A 21,255-nucleotide genomic window follows, 5' to 3' on the forward strand; every position below is an offset into this window, starting at 1 on the left:
AGGCAGATTCCCGTCTTGCCTTCCTTGCACATGCGGCACCGGCCGCAGGAGATGTTGAAGGGGACCGAGACGATGTCTCCGACGCGGATGAATTCGACGTCGGGGCCCACCTCGATGACCTCGCCGGTGATCTCGTGTCCCAGCACCAGGCCCAGCGGGGCGGTGGTGCGGCCGCGGACCATGTGCTGGTCCGAGCCGCAGATGTTGGAGGCCACGGTGCGCAGGATGACGCCGTGCGGAACCTTCCGCCCCACATTGGCCGGATTCACGCCGGGCCCGTCCTTCAGTTCGAAGGTGGGGTACTCGGTGTCGATGACCTCCACGCGCCCGGGGCCCTGGTAGGCGACGGCTCGATTTGATGACATGGGACTTCCTTCCGGCAATGACGACAGATTGTGGGGTGACTGGAGTCACACAACCCGCCTAGACTACCTATCCCCATAGTTATTGTCAGCAACCACGAGTCTCAATCGTGCGACTCCCGTCCGGAAGGTCCTTGCGATCGCCCGGCATCCCGCCGTTCCCGACGAAGGAGCCACATGCCCCCGCCGCAGCCAATCCGCCCGGCCCCGCCCGCGGGCACCGGGTCCGTCACAATGCGTGCTCTGAGCCTGCTCGAGTGCTTCGGCCCGGGGCGCTCGCGGTTGAGCCTCTCGCAGCTGGCGCGGTCATCGGCGCTGCCGCTGTCCACCGCCCACCGCCTGGTGCAGGACCTCGCCGCGTGGGGCGCGCTCGAACGCGACGAGGATGGTCGGTACCGGATCGGGGCGCGCCTGCGCCAAGTGGCATCGATGGCCGACCACGACGTGCCCCTGTCCCGCCACGCGCTGCCACTGATGTCGGATCTCGCCCAACGGACCGGACACACCGTTCTGCTGGCGGTTCTCCAGGGCACCGGGATCGTGTTTCTCGAACACGTCATTGGCTCCAAGGCGCCCTTCAGGCCGCGCCCCGAGCCGCATCTCATCCTCACCACCGCGGCCGGGCTGCTGCTCTCCGCGCATGCCGACGCCGCGACGCTGGGGCGCATCCTCGAGGAGCATCTTCCCCCGGCCGCACCGCCCGGCACCTCACTTCCCGATGCCGCGGCGCTCGGCCGCGAGCTGGCGCGCATTCGGCGCGATGGCCACAGCTCGACCTCGCGGTCCACCCATCCCTACTACACGGCGGTGGCGGCACCGATCCGCACCGCCCCCGGCGCCCCGGTGATCGCCGCGCTCTCGGAAGTCGGCGTGGCAGCCCACGCCGATCCCCGTGGACGTGACGCCCCCATGAGCCCTGCCGCCTGCCTGGCCGCCGCGGCCGGCATCACGGCCGCCCTCTCGGGATCCTGAACCCCGCGCCGGGCCGGAAAGGCTTCCGGCATCCGGAAGCCGCGCCCCGCGGCGGCGGCCACGGTGACACAGTCGTGCCACCTCCGTGGCCACGGATCCGCCGGAGACCGAGCACACCACCGCCGAAAGGGTTCCACCATGACCGCCACCCCCACCCAGCAATACGACGACCGCATGCCGAGCCTCGGCGCCGAGGTCATCGAGGGCCTCGTCAACATCGTCGGCAGGGACGCGGTCATCGTCGACCGGCCGCTCCTCGAAGACCCCGAGCACCCCCTCAAGGATCCCTACTGGATCCCCGACAACCACCGCTATTCGCCCGCGGCCGCGGTGCTGCCCTCCAGCGTCGAGGAGGTGCAGGGCATCGTGGCGCTGGCCCACGAGCACCGGATCCCGATCTGGACGCATTCGCAGGGACGCAACAACGGCTATGGCGGCCCGTCGCCGCGGGTGAGGGGATCCCTGAACCTCAGCCTGCGGCGCATGAACCGCATCTTGGAGATCAACGAGGAACTGGCCTACGCCGTCGTCGAGCCGGGCGTGCGCTGGTTCGACCTCTACGACGAGCTGCGGCGGCGCGGATCGCGGCTGATGGTCTCCATCCCCGACCTGGGCTGGGGCAGCGTTGTCGGCAACTCGCTCGACAACGGGGTGACGTACCTGCCCGTGGGACAGGACTTCGGCGCGCCCTGCGGCCTCGAAGTGGTGCTGCCCGACGGGCAGCTCCTGCGCACCGGCATGGGCGCGATGAGCGGCAACCCGTCCTTCCACATCTACAAGCGGGGCGTCGGCCCTGTCCTGGACCCGCTCTTCATGCAGTCGAACCTCGGCATCGTCACCCGGATGGGCATCTGGCTCACCCCGCAACCGGAGGTCTTTGCCCCGCTCACCCTGACCATCGCCCACGAAGCCGACCTGCCGGCGGCCATCGACACGATCCGCGAACTCAAGCTCAGGAACCAGCTGCGCGGCTCGCCCTGCCTCTACAACACGCTGATGGCGGCCACCATGACGGGAGCCAAGGACGCCATTGCCGCCGCGGCGCAGGGGATCATGCCGGACGAGGACATCGAGCGCATCGCCCGGCAAACGGGGTTGGGACGCTGGTATGTCCGGGCCGCCCTGTGGGGCAACCGGGAGGAAATTGAGGTCCAGCTGCGCAGCGTCCGTGCCGCCTGGGAAAGGATTCCCGGCGCAACCATCACGGTGTCCGGCCACTACGCGCCGGACGAGTACGAATCCATCGAATCGATCTCCGACCGGATCCTGGCCGGCGTTCCCAACCTCGATGTCATCAAGCACAAGGACGAGGGCTTCGCCCACATCGGGCTCTCGCCCCTGGTCCCCCTGCAGGGGCACCGGGTCCAGGAGGTGGTCGAACTCATCCGGACCATCACCCACGAGCAGATGGGACTCAACTTCAAGGCGGGAATCCTGGTGACCGGCGACCGGTCCTGTGCGGTGGTGGCCAGCATCAACTTCGACCGGCGCGATCCGGTCCAGGCCGCGCACGCCTACGAGGTCGGGCGCACGATGATCCGGGAGGTCGCGCGGCTGGGCTACACGGAGTACCGGACCCATCTGGACCTCATGGACGACGTCGCCGGCCTGCTCGACTTCAACGACCACGCCTACCGGCGCTTCTGCGAACGCATCAAGGACGCCGTCGACCCCCGCGGCATCCTCTCGCCCGGGCGCTACGGGATCTGGCCCGGCGGCGCGGGACCCGCGGGAGGCGACTAGGCGACGCGCAGCGCCGCCATCGCCGTGAGTTCGACCCGCATTCCCGCGATTCCCAACCGCTCGACTCCCAGGGCGCAGCGCACCGGGCGGGGCGCCGGGAAGTACTCGCGGTAGATCTCGTTGAACACTGCGCGGTCTGCCATCTCCGGGAAGTAGATGGTCAGGTGTCCCACCAGGGCCAGTCCGGACCCGGCCGCCTCCAGGGCGGTGCGCAGGTTGTCGAGGACCTGCCGCGACTGCTCTTCGATGCCCTCGGGCAGGGACCCCTCGGGGGTCAACGGGATCTGGGTGGTCAGCACCATCGATCCGATGGTGGCGGTGTCCGAGTAGAGCGAGGTTTCCGGGTCGGTGCCCGGCTCCGGGATCAGTGTCAGCGGTGAACTCACGGTGGCGGTGTCCTATCTGGGGAAGGGGCGGGGATCCCGTTGGCCGCATGCGGCGCGGGGGAGGCGGCGCATGCGGCCAACGGGTGGCCGGCGGGTGGCACGGAGGGGTCAAGGCCATGCCGCTCCCGCCCGGCGGTGGCGCAGACACGTTGGCTGCGCAGATCCGTTGGCTGCGCAGCTCGGCCGGCTACTTGGCGGTGTGGCTCGTCGATTCGGCGATCATCGCCGATTCGAGGCCCCACTGGGCGAAGATCTCCTTGTAGCGCGGGGTCTCGATGAGCTTGGCGAAGGCGGCCTGGAACGCCGGGGCCAGGTCGCTGCCCTGCGGCAGGGCGATGCCGCCCTCGACCTGGTGGAACACCTCGCCGGCGGTCTTCAGCTTGCCGTTGGAGAGCTGTGCCACGTAGCCGGCCACCTCGGCGCCCATCCCGGTGGTGTCGGCGCGGCCGCTGGTGACGGCGAGGGTGGCCTGGTCCTGGGACTTGTAGCCCTGGATGACCACCGGTTCGCGTCCCTCCTCGGCGCAGGTCTTGTTGGCGTTCTCGGCGTAGGTCATCTCGTAGGACCCGGAATGCAGCGCCACCGTGCGCCCGCACAGGTCATCGAACGCGTTGATCGGTCCCTTGGCGTCGTCCGGGCGGACCAGGTACTGCGATCCGCTCTGGAAGAAGGAGACCATGTCGACCTCCTTGACGCGCTCGTCGGTGATCCAGAATCCGGCAAAGCTGGCATCGTAGCGTCCCGACTTCAGGGCCGGCACGATCGAGTCGAAGGCCACGACCGTGGGCTTGACCTCCAGGCCCATCAGGTCGCCTGCGGCCTTCCACATTTCGGGTTCGATGCCCACCATCCGGTCGCCCTGCATGAAGTTCATCGGAGGGTAGGCGTTGTCCACGGCGATCTCGATACTGCCCGCGTCGCGGAACTCCTGCGGCACCAGGGCCTGGATCTGCGGGTCGGCGGCGGCCGCGGGAGCCGATGCGGTGGTGCCGGCGTCCGCGCCGCATGCGCTCAGCGAGAGCGCGGCAACCAGTCCGACGGCGGCCAGGGACAGTTTTTGGGCGCGCTGGGGGAAGGCGAGGTGTTTCATGGGGTTCCTTCGGGAGGGCCGCGGCCTGGATCCGGCCACGGCGAACGGGGTGGAACTTGGGTGGAAAGATGGAACAAGCCGACGGGCGAGCCCGGCGAAATCAGAGCACCTTGGAGAGGAACGCCTGGGTGCGTGGGTGTTGGGGGTTGGACAGGACCTCGCGCGGGTGGCCGGACTCGATGATCTGGCCGTCATCCATGAAGACCAGCGAGTTGCCGACTTCCCGGGCAAAGCCCATTTCGTGGGTGACCACCGCCATCGTTATGCCGCTGGCGGCCAGTTCCTTCATCACGTCCAGCACCTCGCCGACCAGTTCCGGGTCCAGGGCGCTGGTCGGCTCATCGAACAGCATCACCTTCGGTTTCATGGCCAGAGCCCTGGCGATCGCCACGCGCTGCTGCTGGCCTCCGGAGAGCTGGCTGGGATAGTTCCCATGCTTCTGGCCCAGGCCCACGCGTTCGAGCAGGGCCATGGCTTCCTCCCTCACCGCCGCCTTGTCGCGGCGCTGCACCTGCAGAGGTGCCTCCATGACGTTTTCCAGGGCCGTCATGTGGGCGAAGAGGTTGAAGCGCTGGAAGACCATTCCCACGTTTTCGCGCTGCTTGCCCACCTCCCTGTCCCTGATCTCGTAGATCCGCCCGTTCTTCTCGCGGTAGCCAACGAGTTGGCCATCGACGCGGATCTGTCCGGCGCCGATCTTCTCCAGGTGGTTGATGCAGCGCAGCATGGTCGATTTTCCGGAGCCGGAGGGCCCCACGATGCACATCACGTCGCCGGCCTGCACCTGCAAATTGATGTCCTTCAGGACGTGGAAGTCCCCGTAGTGCTTGTGGACGTTCTTCAGCTCGATGATGGGGGCGTTCATGGTCACTTCCCTCCCGTTTTCCCGGTGGTGCTGCGCGAGAGCAGCGTGCGGCGGGGCCCGGCCGCGGAGGACAGGTCGCTCTTGGCAAAGCGCTTCTCCAACTGGGCCTGCCCCATCGACATCAGCGACGTGATCAGCAGGTACCAGAGCGCTGCGGCGATCAGCAGCGGGATCGTCTGGAAGGTCTGCGCGGAGATCAGGTTGACCTGGTACATCAGGTCGGCCACGGCCACCACCGAGACGAGCGAGGTGCTCTTGAGCAGGGTGATCGTTTCGTTGCCCGTCGGCGGGATCATCACCCGGTACGCCTGGGGCAGCACCACCCGCCGCAGCGCCTTGCCGCGGCTCATGCCCAGGGCACTGGCCGCCTCCAGCTGGCCCTTGTCCACCGAGGCGATGCCGGACCGCACGATTTCGGCCATGTAGGCCGCCTCGTTGAGGATCAGCCCCAGCAGGCTCGCGGCGATCGGGGTGATCACGGCGTTCGCGTCGAGGCTGGCAAAGGTCGGGCCCCCGAAGGGCAAACCGATCTTGATCTGCGGGAAAAGCACCGCGAGGTTGTACCAGAAGACCAGCTGGACCAGCAGCGGGGTGCCGCGGAAGAACCAGACGAAGGCCCAGGAGAGCCAGGCGGCGAGCGGGTTGGAGGAAAGCCGCATCACTGCCAGCAGCACCCCGAGCAGGATGCCGGCCGCCATCGAAACGACGGTCAGCCACAGTGTCAGCCACAGCCCCTGCAGGATCGGCTTGGCGAAGAGGTAGGAGCCCACCACGCCCCACTCGAAATTGGGGTTGGTCACCAGGACCACAATGCCCTGGGCGACGGCGACGGCAAGGATTGCGGCGAAGATCCAGCGCCCGGGGCGGCGCAGCGGGATGATCTTGTCCACGGGGGCCGCAGGCGCGGCCTCGGGGGAGGCCACCCGGGAGATGGTGTTCATGCCATCACCTCGTCGTAGAGGCGCATCCAGTTGCCGCCCATGACGGCCGCGGCCTCGGACTCGTCCAGGCCCTGGCGGCACAGTCCCTCGGACAGTGCGGCGAACGGCTCCATCGAGCGGAACCACTCCGGATCGTCGTCGCCCGGGTTGGACGCGGAAGCGGCCCCGAAGTTGGCCTGCCGGGTCCAGCGTCCCTCCCGCATCCAGCGCAGCGACTGCTCGTCGGTCGTCCCGCCAAGGTCGGAGCCGATCCCGACGTGTTCGATGCCGGCGATCCCGGCGGTGTGGACGACCATCCTGCACCAGTCGTCGAGGGTGGCGGCGTAGTCGGGTCCGGTGAGGTTCGGATACAGCGCGCACCCGATCACCCCGCCGCGTTCGGCCAGCGACTTGATGACGCGGTCGGAGACGTTGCGCGGGTGGGCGCAGAGGCTGGCGGCGTTTGCGTGGGTGACGGCCACCGGATGTGCGGAGGCCTCGATGGCGTCCAGGCAGGTCTGCTCGCCCACATGGGACAGGTCCACGAGGATTCCGTTCCGGTTCAGTTCCCCGACGATCTCGCGTCCGTAGCGGGTCAGGCCCGCATCGATCCCCTCGTAGCAGCTGGAACCCACGTCGTTTTGCGTGTTGTAGGTCAGCTGGAAGACGCGGACGCCCAGCTCCGCAAAGAGCTCGACGAAACGGATGCGCCCCTGCATGGCCGAGGTGTTCTGGAAGCCGAGCAGCAGGGCCGTGCGGCCCGAGGCGGTGATCTCGCGGATGTCCTTGCCGTTGCGGGCGATCGCCACCAACTGGTCGTTGGCGGCCACCAAGTCCCGCCAGCGGGCGATCGAATCCATGGCTTCGATGGCGTCGTCCCAGAATCCGCAAGTGACGGTGGCGCAATCGACGCCGCCGTCCCGCAGCGCCTGGAATGCGGCGGCGTCAAAGGCCCCGCTTTCCATGGCGTCGACGCGCAGCGTGGGTGAAATGGTCATGGGAAGCTTCTTCCGTCCTTGCTCGTGGTGCTGTGCTATTCGCCCGACGGGCTGTGCCAAAGTCTGTGCAGGGATTCGGCTCCGGCCTTGAGGGTCTCTGCCACCTCGTCGATGTTCATGCGCTCGGCCGGGCCGAGCACACCGAGTGCGCCGATGCAGTAGCCGCGGTCATCCGTGATGGGGACCGCCACGGCGGTGATCCTGTCCTCGTCGTTCGGATCGTCGGCCGAAACCGCGTAGCCGAGGCGGCGGGCCTTGGCCAGTTCCGACTGCATCGGCAACCGAACCCCGCTGGCGAGCAAATCCTCGACCACCGACGGTTCGGCAAAGGCGACGAGCACGCGCCCGGAGGCGCTCTCGTCCAGCGGCCAGGAGATCTGGTCACCGATATCGGCCCGGATACGCCGGCGGGGTTCGCACCGCTCAACGATGTAGGCCTCGTCGTTGCCCAAGACCGCAAGGAAGGTCGCTTCCCTCGTGGTCTCGGTCAGCTGACGCATCAACGGACGGACCCGGTCCCCCAACGTCGCCTGCTCGAAGGCGGCACGCCCCACCCGGCCGGCCCGCATGGTCAACCGGTAGGAGCCGTCCTCGAGCTGATCAAGCCAGCCGGCGGCCACGAAGGTCACCAGGTGCTGGTGCAGGGTGGCGCGGGACCATCCCAGCTGCTTGCTCAGGACCGGGGGTTTGACCGGACGGCGGTGTTCCGCGATCGCCTCCAGCAGGGCCAGCGCCCGGCTGGCCGAGCTGAGGGTCCGCGTGGTCGGCTTCGAAGTGAGGGACTCTTGTTCGTCTGTTGTATACGTCATTTGCAGATGAGCTTACGATGAGACACCCATCACGACAACACTTTCGGGAAAATTGCCCGAAAAACCCCGGAAAATTAACTCCTTGCCTAACTTTAGGTGTTGCGTATGATTGACGTCGTCATGCATAAACAGACGTATTGCAGGACATGAGCTGTCCACTTCTAGAGGAGATCGAATGATCCAGACCCGGGATCCCGGCGTTGTGATGACCCCCGAACGGCTGGGGTCGCTGCAGCCAACCCGCCTAAGCGCCGCCCGCACCATGATCGACAAGATGGTCACCGAACGGTGGCGCATCACCCGCCCCGAGTTCTCGATCGACGGGACGGGCAACGGCACGGCGCGCTACCACGTCGAGGTCAGCGAGGACTGGTCGTTCGAATTCGTGGTCTTCTCCACGGCCCCGGATCCCGCCGCGGAGCGGACCGACCGCATCATCGGCAAGAGCTGGGACATGATGGGCGCCCTGCTGGAGGGTGCCGCCACCGATGAGGGCATCGACCAGACCAAGGTCGAACTGCCCAAGCTCTACGGCGGCCGCGCCGCCGAGGGAACCCTGATCTGGTGCCGCGCCAACCGCTCCATGCGCGCCTTCGACCTGACGGTGGAGAGCCTGCGCGCCGGTCACCAGCCCCCGGCCGAGATCCTGGGAGCCGTCTGCTACCTGATGCGCAACACCGGCCTCGACGGCAACGGAACCTTCGGCACCAAGTCCTTCGCGGCCTACGAGGCCGACCACCCGCTGCGCACCCCCTACCACGCGCAGATGCTCACGTCCTACCTGATGCGCGAGTTCAGCCTGGACCTGGCCGAACACATTGCCGCCTCCGGCAGCGACACCGCGGTGCCGCTGGACGAGGGCTTCCGCCGCTTCCTGGGACTGGGCAACGCCTCCGGCCTGGGATTGATCATGTTCATGAAGAACCACCCGCAGATGGCCGACCGCTGGCTGACCCTGCGCGAGGAGGCCCTTGCCGCCGCCCGTTCGCTCACCGTGGACCCGGACGACGCCGTGCTGGCCGCGCTGGACGCCCGCCTGGCCAAGGCCGCGGCCTACCGCGCGCAGGACCGGATGCGCTACACCTACCAGCCCGGAGGATCCCAGGTCAGCGCCGAACTCGAACGGATCCGCGAAGTCCTGGCCGAGCTGCGCCAGGAGGCCACCGGCCCCGGCCTGCTGCTGGACGGGCTCTACACCCGTGCCGCCGCGGAGGTCAGCACCGAAGGCCACGAGTTCCTCTGCTCGCTGCTTATCGACCTGGCGCCGATCAACATCGACGACCTGGCGGAGGCACTGACCGTGCCCGAGGCAACCGCGCCCTCCCCGGGCACCAGCATTGCGGAACTGCGCGCCCTGCTCGCCGGGGAGTATGGCTGGGCCGCCGGGATCGACCTGGCCGAGGCCGGCGCCCGCCACTACGCCTGGTACAAGTCAGCCAATGCCGAGGAGCCGCGCCGCGGCCCGCTCGCGGACCTGCCCGAGGTCTTCGACGACATGACCTTGGACCTGGCCCTGGAGGTGCAGGAACTGCTGGAGGCAACCGCCCCGCTGGATCCCGCCTCCAGCGTCGGGCGCTTCCTGGGCGAGAACCCGCGCTTCCGCGCCGCCGTCGAGCGCATGCTCACGCTGCGCGGGCACCGCTACCACTCGGTCCGGGCGAACCTGCGCCACGAGAAGTTCAACCCCTCCCACATCATCCGGCTCTTCAACAGCGCCTTCTACGGCCTGGACAAGACCAAGGAGGATGGCCCGGTGGGCGTGGTGGGCGTGATGTTCCACGGCGCCCCCACCCCCGCAGACATCGCCGCCGGCCAAGGCCGGGACTGGCCCTTTCCCGCAGAACCAGAGGTGTAACCATGAGTGACTCGAAGCTGACTCCCCCCGCCGGCGACGCGGCCATGAGCGTGCGTGAATGCCGCCTGATCACCGAGCGGCTGCTCGTGGCCGCCGGGACCCTCCCGGGCGAGGTTCCGGCCGTCCGCGACGCCGCGCTGCTGGCCGAGATGCTCGGGCTCGGCGTCATGGCCCACCTCTACGGGCACGGGCTGCACGCCCCGGCCTCGGCCCCGGGCGTGCGGATCGACGGCGCAACTGCCACGGTCGAGGCCGGCGGAGCGCTGAGCCTGTACCTGGTTCCGGCGCTGCGGGACCTGATCATCGTGCATCCCGGCCTCAAGCGCATCCAGGTCAACGCGACGGAACGCGGCGGCTTCCTGGCCGTGCTCGACGCGCTGCCCGAACTGGCCGCCCGCACCGTGGCGATCGCCCCTGCGGACGGCGCCCCATTGGACGGCAACGCGGCGCAGTCGGTGGTGCTGGAGATCGCCGCGGCGGCCGCGCCCAAAGGCCAGGAGCACGTGTTGCGGGCGCACCGCGACGGGCTGCCGGTGCCGGGTGCGGTGTGGCTGGAGCTCTATCTGCGCTCCAATGCGGCGCTGCTGGAGGAATCCGCCCTTACGCGCCGCCATGCGGGGCACCAGGACGTGGACTCCAGCGGCCGGATCGTACGCCCGATGGACGACGACGTCGACATCGAACACGCCTTGGCCGCGGCCGCGAACTAGGCGGCCAGTCAGTCCCGGCACCGGTCTCGGCCCGGTGCCGGGCTACGCCGCCGCCGCTTGCAGGGCGATGTCGAGCAGGTGCCCGGCGGCCCCTGCAGGGCGGTGGCCGCCGAACCAAATGGCCCGCAGGTCGCGCCCGAGCGTCCCGCCGGCCACGGGGACCTGGAGCAGCCGTCCGTCCCGGAGCGCGCCCTGCACCGCGAGGTTGCTCAGCACGGCGGGACCGAGCCCGGCGATGACGCTCTGGCAGATCGCCGAATTGCTGTTCAGCTCGGCCACGGGCCGGGCCCTGCCGGGGCCGATGGCCGCGTCCAGCGCGGCACGGGTGCCCGATCCCTCTTCGCGCTCCACCAGGGACGTGGAGGCCAGCTCCTCCAGGGTGAGCGGGGCCGTCCGCCCCGCCCACGGATGGCCGGGAGAAACGACGACGACGAGGCGGTCGGCCACGATTCGGAGGCTGCGGATGTCGCCGGGGGTGTCCGGGGTCTCGATGAAGCCGAGCGCCAACTCCCCCGAGCGCACCCCCTCGATCACGTCCCGGGAGTTGCTGATGCGCAGGGTGGTCTGCACGTCCGGATGCCCGCTCCGGTAGGTGCTGATCCACCCCGGGGCGAGGTATTCGGCCACGGTCATGCTGGCGCCCACCACCAGTTCGGTGGCCGTCGTCGCCGCCAGGGCCGCCGCGCCGGCGGAGAGCCGCTCGACGGCGTCGATCACCTCCCGCGCCCATTCGACGGTCAAGGTGCCCTCGACGGTCAGCCGCGATCCCCTCGTGGAACGGCTCAGCAGCGGGTAGCCCAGCCGCCTCTCGAGGGTGGCGACGGCGCGGCTGGCGTTGGACTGGGCCATGCCGATCGAGCGCGCCCCGGCGCTCAGGCTGCCGGAATCGGCAATGGCCACCAGCAGGCGAACCGCCGGAAGCTGAAGCCACTGGTGAGCGGGCTGGCGCGGAGGGGTTTCCCGGGGCATATCAGGATCATATGCCCCGATGGCGGATACGCGGCTACCCCGCCCTGCGGCCGCATGCCACGGTGGAAGGCATGGAACCGCACCATCCCGCCACGGCCGACGGCCCCTCCGCCCCGGAGCATCCGGCGGCACACCCCAAGGCCCCGGCGCCCTGCGGCCGGTGGGCCCGGTTCGCCCCCGGGCTGGCGGCCTGCGCCGTGGCCGCAGCCGCCGCCCTCTCCGTTGCCCCGTTCCTGACCGGGGTCAGCCCACTGCTGCTCGCCATCCTGCTCGGGGTCGCAGGGCGCAACCTGCTCGGCGTGCCGGCGTCCTGGGCGGCCGGGGTGCAGGTGTCCGCAAAGAAGCTGCTGCGCACCGGCATCGTCCTGCTCGGGCTGCAGCTTTCCCTGTCCGAGATCCTGGGTCTGGGGGCCGGCACCCTGCTGGTGGCCGTGGCATCCGTGGGCATCACGTTCGCTGCGACCCTGTGGACCGGCCGGCTGCTGGGCATCGAGCCGAGCCAGCGGCTGCTCATCGCCTCCGGCTTCTCCATCTGCGGGGCGGCAGCCGTGGCGGCGACCGAAAGCGCCACCGAGGCGGAAGAGAAGGACGTGGTCACCGCGATCGGACTGGTGGTGCTGTTCGGCACCCTCATGATCCCGCTGGTTCCCTTTCTGGGCACGACGCTGGGGATGCCGCAGGAGGCCCTGGGCCTGTGGATTGGGGCATCGACCCACGAGGTCGCCCAGGTCGTCGCCGCCGGCGGCGCCGTCGGCAGCGCGGCGCTGGCCGTGGCCGTCGCGGTGAAACTGGCCCGAGTCCTCATGCTGGCCCCCGTCATCGCCGGCATCGGCTGGCACCGGCGGCGCACGCAGGCGGAGGCCGGCGCCGGCAAGCGGCCGCCGATCATCCCGCTGTTCGTCCTGGGGTTCATCGTGGCGATGCTGCTGCGCACCGCCGGGTTCCTGCCCACCCAGTTCCTCGACGCGGCCACGTGGCTGCAGACGGCCCTGCTGACGGCCGCCATGTTCGCGCTCGGCCTCGGCGTCCACCTCCGCGGCCTGGCCACGGTGGGCGGAAAACCCGTGGTGCTGGCCCTGGTCTCCACCCTCGTCATCCTCGCGGTCTCGCTCGGCGGAACGCTGCTCTTCCCGCCGGCCTCCTGAGTCGCGCCGAAGGCCTTCCGCTTGACCCCGCCGGACGTGCCGGGCACGCTGGGGCACGAGGCGGAAGCCGGACGCGAACGCCTGCGCGGACGGGCGCAGCGCGGGCCAACCGCCGGTCCCAAGGGAAGGCGGAAAACGATGAGGGCCATGACCTACGCGCGCTACGGCGGTCCGGAGGTGCTCGAACCCACCGAGGTCCCGACACCCAAGGTGCCGCCGGGGTCGGTGCTGATTCGGGTGAGGGCCGCGGGCGTGAATCCGGTGGACTGGAAGATCATGGCCGGGGGCCTGGACCGGCTGATGGACGTGCACTTTCCGGTGATCCCCGGCTGGGACGTTGCCGGCACGGTGGAGGCCGTCGGATTCGACACCCCGGAGTTCTCCCCCGGCGACGAGGTCTGCGCCTACGGCCGGCGGGACTCGGTGGGCGGGGGAACCTTCGCGGAACTGGTCGCGTTGCCCGTGCACATGGTGGCGCCCAAGCCGCGGTCCCTCTCCTGGGAGCAGGCGGCCGGGCTGCCGCTGGCCGGCATGACCGCCCAGCGCACCCTCGACCGGCTCCGGCTGCGCGCCGGCGAGACGCTGCTGGTCCACAACGGGGCCGGCGGGGTGGGCCGGATCGCGGTGCAACTCGGCGTGGACCGCGGTGTGCGCGTGATCGCCACGGCGTCGGTGCGGCACCACGGACGGCTGCGCGGGCTGGGCGCGGAGCCGGTGGAGTACGGCGACGGGCTGGTGCGGCGGGTTCGGTCGCTGGCCCCGGACGGGGTCGACGCCGCCGCGGACTTCGTCGGCGGCGTCCTGGCGGACACGCTGGCGGTGCTGCGCGACGGCGGCCGCCACGCCTCGATCGCCGACCCGGGTGCCGCGGAGCAGCACGGAAGCTACATCTGGGTGCGCCCGGACGCCCGGGAACTCCACCGCCTCGGCATCCTGGCCGACGCCGGCAAGCTGACCGTCGACGTCGCCCGCACCTTCCCGATGGAGCAGGCGGCGGATGCGTTCCGGGCCAGCATGGAGGGCCACGCCGACGGCAAGATCGTCCTCACGCCGTTCCCGGCCTAGGGTCCCGCCGGCAGCACCCCGCACCACTATTCTCATTGAACGAGACACCCTTGGCGCGGGGTAGCGCAGCTCACACAGACTGGAGCGAGAACACCGGACCGCCCGGGGCGAACGCCTCGGGGCGGAGTCCGGTTGCCCATTCCGCGGACCCCCGAAGGAGACCCCCATGGCTGCCGAGCGCACCATCATCAAGACCCAGGTCGGCATCGTCGGCGGCGGCCCCGCCGGCCTGATGCTCTCCCACCTGCTCTCCAAGTCCGGCATCGAAAACATCGTCATCGAGAAGCGCGACCACGAGACCATCAGGAACACGCACCGCGCCGGCATCCTCGAGGCCGGCTCGGTCCGGATGCTCACCGAGACCGGCGTCAACGGCCGCGTGCTCACCGAGGGCCACCGCCACGACGGCATCGACCTTCGCTTCAACGGCGTGAGCCACCGCATCGACTTCCCCTCCCTGGTCGGGGAGTCCGTGTGGCTCTACCCGCAGAACGAGGTCTTCGTCGACCTCGCCGCGGCCCGCGAGCGCGACGGCGGCGACGTGCGCTACCTGGTGTCCGAGACCGAGGTCCTGGACCAGACCACCGCCACCCCCAAGATCCGCTTCACCGACGCCGAGGGCGAGCAGTTCGAGGTCCACACCGAGATCCTGGTCGGCGCCGACGGTTCGCAGGGCATCTGCAAATGGTCCATCCCGGGCGAGGAACGCACCGACAACTTCATCGAGTACCCGTTCGCCTGGTTCGGCATCCTCACCGAGGCCCCGCCGAGCGCCCCGGAGCTGATCTACGCCAACTCCGAGCACGGCTTCGCCCTGATCTCCCAGCGCAACGAGAACGTCCAGCGCATGTACTTCCAGTGCGAGCCCGACGAGGACGCCTCGAAGTGGACCGAGGAGCAGATCTGGGACGAGCTGCAGAAGCGCGTGGACGGCCCGGACGGATTCCAGCTCAAGCGCGGGCCCATCTTCGAGCAGATGGTGCTGAAGTTCCGCTCCTACGTCTGCGAGCCGCTGCGCTACGGCAACATGTACCTGGTCGGCGACGCCGGCCACACCGTCCCGCCGACCGGTGCCAAGGGCCTGAACCTGGCGTTCAACGACGTGCGCGTCCTCTTCGCCGCCATCGAGAAGTTCTACGCCGAGCAGGACTCCTCGCTGCTGGACTCCTACTCCGACGACGCCCTGGAGCGTATCTGGAAGGCCCAGAACTTCTCCTACTGGATGACCAGCATGCTGCACACCCGCAAGGACGCCACGCCGTTCGAGATCAAGCGCGCCCTGGGCGAGCTGAACACGGTCGTCAACTCCGAGCACGGCATGGCGTACCTGGCCGAGGGTTACACCGGCTGGCCCACCAAGTAGTCTGGCCCGCACCCGCAGCACCCCCACCCGCAACACCCCCTACCCCGAAAGGAGTGGACATGAGCACCGAAGAAACCCCGGAAAGCTTCGAGAACAGCCACGTGCTTGACCCCGCCGCCACCGCGGACTCCCAGGAGACCGTCAGCAAGGAGATCGCGGACATCCACGCCTCCTACCGCGAGGCCGTCGCCGACGGCGCCGCGGAGGAGACCCAGCCGCGCATCGACTTCGCCCCGTACCGCAGCTCCCTGTTGCGCCACCCGACCAAGAGCCTGCACCACGCGGACCCGGAGACGATCGAGCTGTGGAGCCCGGCCTTCGGCGAGCGCGACGTGCACGTCCTCGAGTCCGACCTGACCATCCAGCACAACGGCGAGCCGATCGGCGAGCGCATCGTGGTCCAGGGCCGCGTCCTGGACGGCGACGGCCGGCCGGTCTCCGGCCAGCTGATCGAGATCTGGCAGGCCAACGCGGCCGGCCGCTACGTGCACAAGCGCGACCAGCACCCTGCCCCGATCGACCCGAACTTCACCGGCGTCGGCCGCGCCATCACCGGCTCCAACGGCGAGTACCGCTTCACCACCATCAAGCCGGCCCCGTACCCGTGGAAGAACCACCACAACGCCTGGCGCCCGGCCCACATCCACTTCTCGCTGTTCGGCACGGACTTCACCCAGCGCATGATCACCCAGATGTACTTCCCGGGCGATCCGCTGTTCTCGCTGGACCCGATCTACCAGGCCATTACGGACCAGAAGGCCCGCGACCGCCTGGTCGCGACCTACGACCACGGCGTGACCAGCCACGAATGGGCCACCGGCTACAACTGGGACATCGTCCTGACCGGCAGCAACCGCACCCTGATGGAAACCGAGGAGGAGCACTAAATGGCACAGGCACCCGAACTGAAGCTGGCCCCGACTCCGGGCCAGACCATCGGCCCCTTCTACGGCTACGCCCTGCCGTTCGCCGACGGGGAGAAGCTCGTGGACCGCGCCCACCCGGGCTCGATCCGTCTGCACGGCACCGTCCGCGACGGCAACGGCGCCCCGATCCCGGACTCCCTGCTGGAGATCTGGCAGGCGGACGAGCACGGCACCATCGCGCAGGAGACCGGCTCGCTGATCCGCGACGGATACACCTTCACCGGCTGGGGCCGCACCGCCGTGGACAACGTGGGCCGCTACTCCTTCACCACGGTCAACCCCGGCGCCACCGAGGAGGGCAAGGCCCCGTTCATCATGCTCACCGTGTTCGCGCGCGGCCTGCTGAACCGCCTGTTCACCCGCATCTACCTGCCGGAGGACACCGAGGCCCTGGCCGGCGACCCGCTGCTCTCCTCGCTCCCGGAGGAGCGCCGCAGTACGCTGGTGGCGGTCCGCGAGGCCAACGGCGACCTGCGTTTCGACATCAACCTGCAGGGCGCTGAGGAAACCGTCTTCCTCAGCTACCCCCGCAACGCCTAACCTACGGGAGCACCATGACCCACCCCGACTACGGACTCCTCTCCCCCGCTTGGGCGGGAACCCCGGTGGCCGCCGTCACGGCGGACGGACCGGTGGTCCAGGCGATGCTGGACGTGGAGGCCGCCTGGGTGGCGGTGCTCGCCGACGCCGGCCTGGCCCCCGCGGAGGACGCGGACGCGGTCGACGAGGTCGCCGACGCGGCCCTGTACGACCTCGCCTCGCTCGCCGCGCGGGGCCAGGACGGCGGCAACCCGCTGATCCCGCTGCTGGCTGACCTGCGCGCGGAGCTGAAGAAGAACGGCGCCGGCGCCTCCGCCTCGGCGGCCGTGCACCGCGGCGCCACCAGCCAGGACATCGTGGACACCGCGCTGCTGGTGGTGGCCTCCAGGGCCGGCGCGCTGATCCGCGCCGACCTGCTGCGCGCCACGGACGCGCTGGCGGCGCTGGCCGGGGAGCACGCGGACACGCTCTGCGTGGCCCGCTCGCTGACCCAGCATGCGCTGCCCACGACGTTCGGGCTGCGGGCGGCGAACTGGCTCTCCGGCGTCGTGCTGGCCGCACGCCGGCTGGACGCCGCGCTGGCGGCCCTGCCGCTGCAGTGGGGCGGTGCCGTGGGCACGCTGGCCTCGCTCACCGACTTCCTCGAGCCCGACGGCGGCCCCGCCGTGGGCACCCTGACCGCCTCCCTCGCGGAGCGGCTGGGACTGGCCGAGCCGGCCGCGCCGTGGCACACCAACCGACTGCCCGTCACCGGGCTCGGCGCGGCCCTGGCGGACGTCGCCGCGGCCGCCGGCAAGGTGGCCGCGGACGTGCTGCTGCTCTCCCGCCCGGAGCTCGGCGAGGTCTCCGAACCCCAGGAGGAGGGCAAGGGCGGTTCCTCCGCGATGCCGCAGAAGCGCAACCCGGTGCTCTCGGTACTGATCCGCAACGCCGCGCTGGCCGCCCCGCAGCACGCGGCCCAACTGTTCCTGGCCGCCGGCACCGCCGTGGACGAACGCCCCGACGGGGCCTGGCACACCGAATGGGCGGCGCTGCGCGAACTGCTGCGCCTGGCCGGCGGGGCGGCGGCCAAGCTGGCCACGCTCGCCGAAGGCCTGGGCGTCCACCCTGACGCGATGGCACGCAACATGGAACTCACCGGGGACCTGCTGGTCTCCGAACGGCTGGCCTCCCGGCTGGCTCCGCTGGTGGACGGCGGCAAGGCGGCCGTGCAGCGGCTCATCCGAGAATCCCTGGGCACCCCGGACGCCCCCGGCGTTCCGCTGCGCCCGGCGCTGCGCGCCGCCGTGCCCGCCGAGGCCCTCTCCGACCAGGGGCTGGAGGAACTGCTGGACCCCGCCGGGTACCTGGGCCAGTACCAGGACTTCATCGACCGCATCCTGGCCGAACACGCCGGGTGGAAGGAATCATGACCCAACCCCAACTCACCGCGACGCTGCTCGCGCAGGACCCCGCCGGCGCGCCGGCGAAGCCCACGCTCCTCCTCGGCCCGTCGCTGGGCACCGGCGTCCGGGCGCTGTGGGGTCCGGCGGTCCCGCACCTGGCCGAGCGCTTCCGGCTCATCGCCTGGGACCTGCCCGGCCACGGCGCGTCGGCCCCGTCCGCGGCGGCGTTCTCGATGGCGGAACTGGCCGCCGCCGTCGTTGCCCTGGTGGAAGACCTGCGTGCCCAGGACCTGCATGCCGAGGACGCCCCCATCTACTACGCGGGCGTGTCCATCGGCGGGGCCGTCGGCCTGCAGCTGGGGCACGACCACGCCGGCCTGTTCGCCGGAATCTCCATCATCTGCTCGGCCGCGAAGATCGGGACCCCCGAGGCCTGGGCCGAGCGCGCCGAACTGGTGGCCGCGGCCGGCACCCCCACCCAGGTGGTCGGGTCGGCGCAGCGCTGGTTCGCCCCCGGCTTCATCGAGAAGCACCCGGTGGTCACCACCGACCTGCTGCACACCCTGCAGGACGCCGACCGCTTCTCCTACGCCCACGCGTGCGGCGCGCTGGCCGGCTTCGACCTGCGCGCCAGCCTGGCCGCCATCACCGATCCGGTGCTGGCGATCGCCGGCGCCCACGACGCCGTCTGCCCGCCCGCCGACGCCGAGGCGCTCGCCGCGGGCGTTGCCCGCGGACGGGCCGCCGTCGTGCCCTCCGCCGCCCACCTTGCCCCCGCCGAAGCCCCGGAGGAGACCAGCCGCCTGCTGCTGGACTTCTTCGGCGCAGACCTGTTGGAGACCGCCAATGACTGATTCCGCCCGCCTTCCCGGGGACCCCTACGACGCCGGCATGGCCGTGCGCCGCGAGGTGCTCGGCTCCGAGCACGTCGACCGCGCCACGGAGACCTCCACGGAGTTCACCGACGAGTTCCAGGAGATGATCACCCGCTACGCCTGGGGCACCATCTGGACCCGCGACGGGCTGGCCCGGCGCGAACGCTCGATGATCACGCTCACCGCACTGATCGCCGGAGGGTTCTGGGAGGAGCTGGAGATGCACGTGCACGCCGCGCTGCGCAACGGGCTCACCCCCGAGGAGATCAAGGAGGTGTTCCTCCAGTCCGCGATCTACTGCGCGGTCCCGGCGGCGAACACGGCCTTCAAGATCGGCAAGAAGGTCCTCGCCGAGTACGCGCGCCAGTAGCGGAGCGCATCCCCCGCGCCGCGTTTGGCCGAAGGAACCCTCCCCTCCCCCGCCTTTCGCCAAAGGACGACGTCGGGTTTGGGGTCCAAACCCGACATCGTCCTTTGGCGAAACGGGGGATGGTCGCAGCGTCCTTGGGCCAAAGGACGCCGAACGCAGGACGACGGCGGCACGTGGGTGCCGCCGTCGTCCTGCGTCGTGGGGGCCTGCGTTGTGTGGGCCTATGTCGTGCGAGCCTGCGTCAGCGGCGCTTGCCGAAGATGCTGACGTCGTCGTTGTTGACCAGGTCCGGCACCGTCCAGCCGTCGAGGTCGTATTCGGACATGCAGGTTTCGGCGAAGCCGGTCATCATGTCGGTGGTGCCCTGCGCCTGGGCGGCGAAGAGGAGCTCGGCCTTCACGTTCTCGTGGTTGCCGGAGTAGTTGCGCTCGTAGAGTTCGTGCCGGCCGCCGAACTCGGTGCCGATCGCGTCCCAGAGCAGCTTCATCAGCTTCACCCGGTCCACGGCCTGGATGCCGTCGGAGCCGCGCACGTACTTGTCCAGGTACGGGCGGATCTCGGGGGTCTTGAAGTCGTGGGCCGAGGAGTTCAGGTAGATCAGCCCGGAGGCGACGTCCTGCTCGATGATCTCCTTGATCCGCGGGTAGCCTTGGGCCATGAACATGCGGTACGCCAGCCCGTAGTCCAGCTTCGGCAGCACGGTCCCGCCCGGGCCCGCGTCCGGGTTCAGCGCCATGGCGTCCGCCAGCGCGTAGAACATGTTGCGCCAGCCGATCACCTCCCCGGCCCTGGCCTGCACGCCGCGGAAGTCCTTGGTCCCGGCGATCTCCAGCGCCTTGAGCAGCAGCCCGGCAATGAAGTCCAGCTTCACGGCCAGGCGGATGACGCCCTGGAAGGTGAAGCGGTTGATGAAGCCGGTCTGCGGGAAGAAGTTGTTGATCTTCTCCACGTCCCCGTAGGCGAAGACGTTCTCCCACGGGATGAGGACCTTGTCGAAGACGAAGACGGAGTCGTTCTCGTCCAGCCGCGAGGAGAGCGGGTAGTCGAACGGGGTGCCCATGACGGCGGCCTGGTGCGCGTAGGAGGCGCGGGAGATCAGCTTCACGCCCGGCGCGTCCATCGGGACCGTGCAGATCAGCGCGAACTCCTTCTTCTTGATCGGCAGGCCGTAGTGGGCGATGAAGTTGTACTGGGTGATCGCCGAGCCGGTGGCGACCACCTTGGCGCCGGAGACCACCAGGCCGGCGTCGGTCTCCTTCTCCACCTTCATGAACACGTCCCCGACCTGGTCCGGGGGCAGGTGGCGGTCCACCGGCGGGTTGATGATCGCGTGGTTCCAGTAGAGGACCTTCTCCTGGGATTCGCGGTACCAGCGCAGCGCGTTGTCCTTGAACGGCTCGTAGAAGTCGGGCATGCCTCCCAGGGTGCCCAGGAACGCGCCCTTGTAGTCCGGGGAGCGGCCCATCCAGCCGTAGGACATCCGGGCCCAGGTTTCGATCGCGGTGCGGGAGGCCTTGAGGTCCTCGACGGACCGGGCCGCCTTGAAGAACGGGTGGGTCAGGCCGCCGGAGCCGGTGTCGGTGGGGACCAGCAGCTTGGACGCGGTCGCCGGGTCGTGGAAGCCGTCGTAGAGACGGGCGGCCATCCGCACGGAATTGCGGAACGCCGGGTGGGTGGTCACGTCCTTGACGCGCTCGCCGTAGATCCAGACCTCGCGGTCATCGCGCAGCGACTCGATGTACTCGTCGCCGGTCTGCGGCTTGAGCGGGTTGGCGGTCGTGGTCCGCTCGCTCATGTCGGGAAGGGCGGTGGACGGGGTGTCCAGGATCTCGGTCATGGCTGGGTCCTTTCGGGTCCGCCCCGGGCGGCGTCGCCCGGGATCTGGGGTGTTGGGGTGTTGGGGTGTT

At 69.8% G+C, this 21,255-nt stretch carries 21 protein-coding genes; 12 read left to right on the plus strand and 9 right to left on the minus strand.

Annotated features, from left to right (window positions below):
* Positions 1–365 (minus strand): alcohol dehydrogenase catalytic domain-containing protein (locus ABD912_RS16115; RefSeq protein WP_345152392.1); only part of this gene is annotated, 365 nt, incomplete at its 3' end.
* Positions 366–596: 231 nt separating this feature from the next.
* Between ABD912_RS16115 and ABD912_RS16120 the strand changes: the two genes are divergently transcribed.
* On the plus strand, positions 597–1,334 hold the full coding sequence (locus tag ABD912_RS16120; protein WP_345152356.1) for an IclR family transcriptional regulator: 738 nt from the start codon (positions 597–599) through the stop codon (positions 1,332–1,334).
* A 138-nt stretch (positions 1,335–1,472) separates the two neighbouring features.
* Entirely contained in the window at positions 1,473–3,077 is a 1,605-nt protein-coding gene (locus ABD912_RS16125) for an FAD-binding oxidoreductase (RefSeq protein WP_345152358.1), read from the plus strand.
* Here ABD912_RS16125 and ABD912_RS16130 read toward each other — a convergent pair.
* From ABD912_RS16130 to ABD912_RS16155, 6 genes are all read right to left on the minus strand, one after another.
* On the minus strand, positions 3,074–3,463 hold the full coding sequence (locus ABD912_RS16130; RefSeq protein WP_345152360.1) for a RidA family protein: 390 nt from the start codon (positions 3,461–3,463) through the stop codon (positions 3,074–3,076). The two genes, ABD912_RS16125 and ABD912_RS16130, sit on opposite strands and share 4 nt — an antisense overlap.
* Before the next feature lie 187 nt (positions 3,464–3,650).
* Positions 3,651–4,553 carry an ABC transporter substrate-binding protein gene (locus tag ABD912_RS16135; protein ID WP_345152362.1) on the minus strand — a complete coding sequence of 301 codons (903 nt, stop codon included), beginning with the start codon at positions 4,551–4,553 and terminating at the stop codon, positions 3,651–3,653.
* A 100-nt stretch (positions 4,554–4,653) separates the two neighbouring features.
* Positions 4,654–5,418, minus strand: a complete 765-nt coding sequence (locus ABD912_RS16140) for an amino acid ABC transporter ATP-binding protein (RefSeq protein WP_345152364.1) — start codon at positions 5,416–5,418, stop codon at positions 4,654–4,656.
* A 2-nt stretch (positions 5,419–5,420) separates the two neighbouring features.
* Positions 5,421–6,359, minus strand: coding sequence for an amino acid ABC transporter permease (locus ABD912_RS16145; protein ID WP_345152366.1), 939 nt, complete (start codon positions 6,357–6,359; stop codon positions 5,421–5,423).
* Entirely contained in the window at positions 6,356–7,336 is a 981-nt protein-coding gene (locus tag ABD912_RS16150) for a dipeptidase (protein ID WP_345152368.1), read from the minus strand. Before ABD912_RS16150 ends, ABD912_RS16145 begins: the two co-directional genes overlap by 4 nt.
* A 35-nt stretch (positions 7,337–7,371) precedes the next feature.
* On the minus strand, positions 7,372–8,145 hold the full coding sequence (locus ABD912_RS16155; RefSeq protein ID WP_345152369.1) for an IclR family transcriptional regulator: 774 nt from the start codon (positions 8,143–8,145) through the stop codon (positions 7,372–7,374).
* Positions 8,146–8,320: 175 nt separating this feature from the next.
* Here ABD912_RS16155 and ABD912_RS16160 point away from each other — a divergent pair, with 175 nt between their 5' ends.
* Complete coding sequence (locus ABD912_RS16160; RefSeq protein ID WP_345152370.1) at positions 8,321–10,000, plus strand: hypothetical protein; 1,680 nt, start codon at positions 8,321–8,323, stop codon at positions 9,998–10,000.
* A gap of 2 nt (positions 10,001–10,002) precedes the next feature.
* Complete coding sequence (locus ABD912_RS16165; protein WP_345152371.1) at positions 10,003–10,710, plus strand: hypothetical protein; 708 nt, start codon at positions 10,003–10,005, stop codon at positions 10,708–10,710.
* Positions 10,711–10,752: 42 nt separating this feature from the next.
* Here the strand turns inward: ABD912_RS16165 and ABD912_RS16170 are convergent, their stop codons facing one another.
* Positions 10,753–11,679 (minus strand): LysR family transcriptional regulator, encoded by a 927-nt coding sequence (locus tag ABD912_RS16170; protein ID WP_345152372.1) that lies wholly within the window; start codon positions 11,677–11,679, stop codon positions 10,753–10,755.
* 71 nt (positions 11,680–11,750) lie between these two features.
* Here ABD912_RS16170 and ABD912_RS16175 point away from each other — a divergent pair, with 71 nt between their 5' ends.
* From ABD912_RS16175 to pcaC, 8 genes are all read left to right on the plus strand, one after another.
* Positions 11,751–12,824 (plus strand): YeiH family protein, encoded by a 1,074-nt coding sequence (locus ABD912_RS16175; RefSeq protein WP_345152374.1) that lies wholly within the window; start codon positions 11,751–11,753, stop codon positions 12,822–12,824.
* A gap of 138 nt (positions 12,825–12,962) precedes the next feature.
* Positions 12,963–13,889 carry an NADP-dependent oxidoreductase gene (locus tag ABD912_RS16180; protein ID WP_345152375.1) on the plus strand — a complete coding sequence of 309 codons (927 nt, stop codon included), beginning with the start codon at positions 12,963–12,965 and terminating at the stop codon, positions 13,887–13,889.
* A gap of 166 nt (positions 13,890–14,055) precedes the next feature.
* Positions 14,056–15,252, plus strand: a complete 1,197-nt coding sequence (locus tag ABD912_RS16185; RefSeq protein WP_345152376.1) for a 4-hydroxybenzoate 3-monooxygenase — start codon at positions 14,056–14,058, stop codon at positions 15,250–15,252.
* A 59-nt stretch (positions 15,253–15,311) separates the two neighbouring features.
* The gene (pcaH, locus tag ABD912_RS16190; protein WP_345152379.1) at positions 15,312–16,139 is read left to right on the plus strand and encodes a protocatechuate 3,4-dioxygenase subunit beta; all 828 of its coding nucleotides are present in this window, start codon (positions 15,312–15,314) and stop codon (positions 16,137–16,139) included.
* Positions 16,140–16,718, plus strand: coding sequence for a protocatechuate 3,4-dioxygenase subunit alpha (gene pcaG / locus ABD912_RS16195; RefSeq protein WP_345152380.1), 579 nt, complete (start codon positions 16,140–16,142; stop codon positions 16,716–16,718).
* A 14-nt stretch (positions 16,719–16,732) separates the two neighbouring features.
* Complete coding sequence (locus ABD912_RS16200; protein WP_345152383.1) at positions 16,733–18,130, plus strand: lyase family protein; 1,398 nt, start codon at positions 16,733–16,735, stop codon at positions 18,128–18,130.
* A complete protein-coding gene (locus ABD912_RS16205) occupies positions 18,127–18,957 on the plus strand; it encodes an alpha/beta fold hydrolase (RefSeq protein WP_345152384.1) in 831 nt (276 codons plus the stop codon). Before ABD912_RS16200 ends, ABD912_RS16205 begins: the two co-directional genes overlap by 4 nt.
* A complete protein-coding gene (gene pcaC / locus ABD912_RS16210) occupies positions 18,950–19,348 on the plus strand; it encodes a 4-carboxymuconolactone decarboxylase (protein ID WP_345152385.1) in 399 nt (132 codons plus the stop codon). Before ABD912_RS16205 ends, pcaC begins: the two co-directional genes overlap by 8 nt.
* Positions 19,349–19,589: 241 nt before the next feature.
* Here the strand turns inward: pcaC and ABD912_RS16215 are convergent, their stop codons facing one another.
* Entirely contained in the window at positions 19,590–21,185 is a 1,596-nt protein-coding gene (locus ABD912_RS16215; protein ID WP_345152386.1) for a 4-hydroxyphenylacetate 3-hydroxylase family protein, read from the minus strand.
* Positions 21,186–21,255: the final 70 nt, after the last annotated feature.

The sequence above is a fragment of the Arthrobacter ginkgonis genome, from assembly GCF_039540195.1.
GTDB lineage: Bacteria > Actinomycetota > Actinomycetes > Actinomycetales > Micrococcaceae > Zafaria > Zafaria ginkgonis.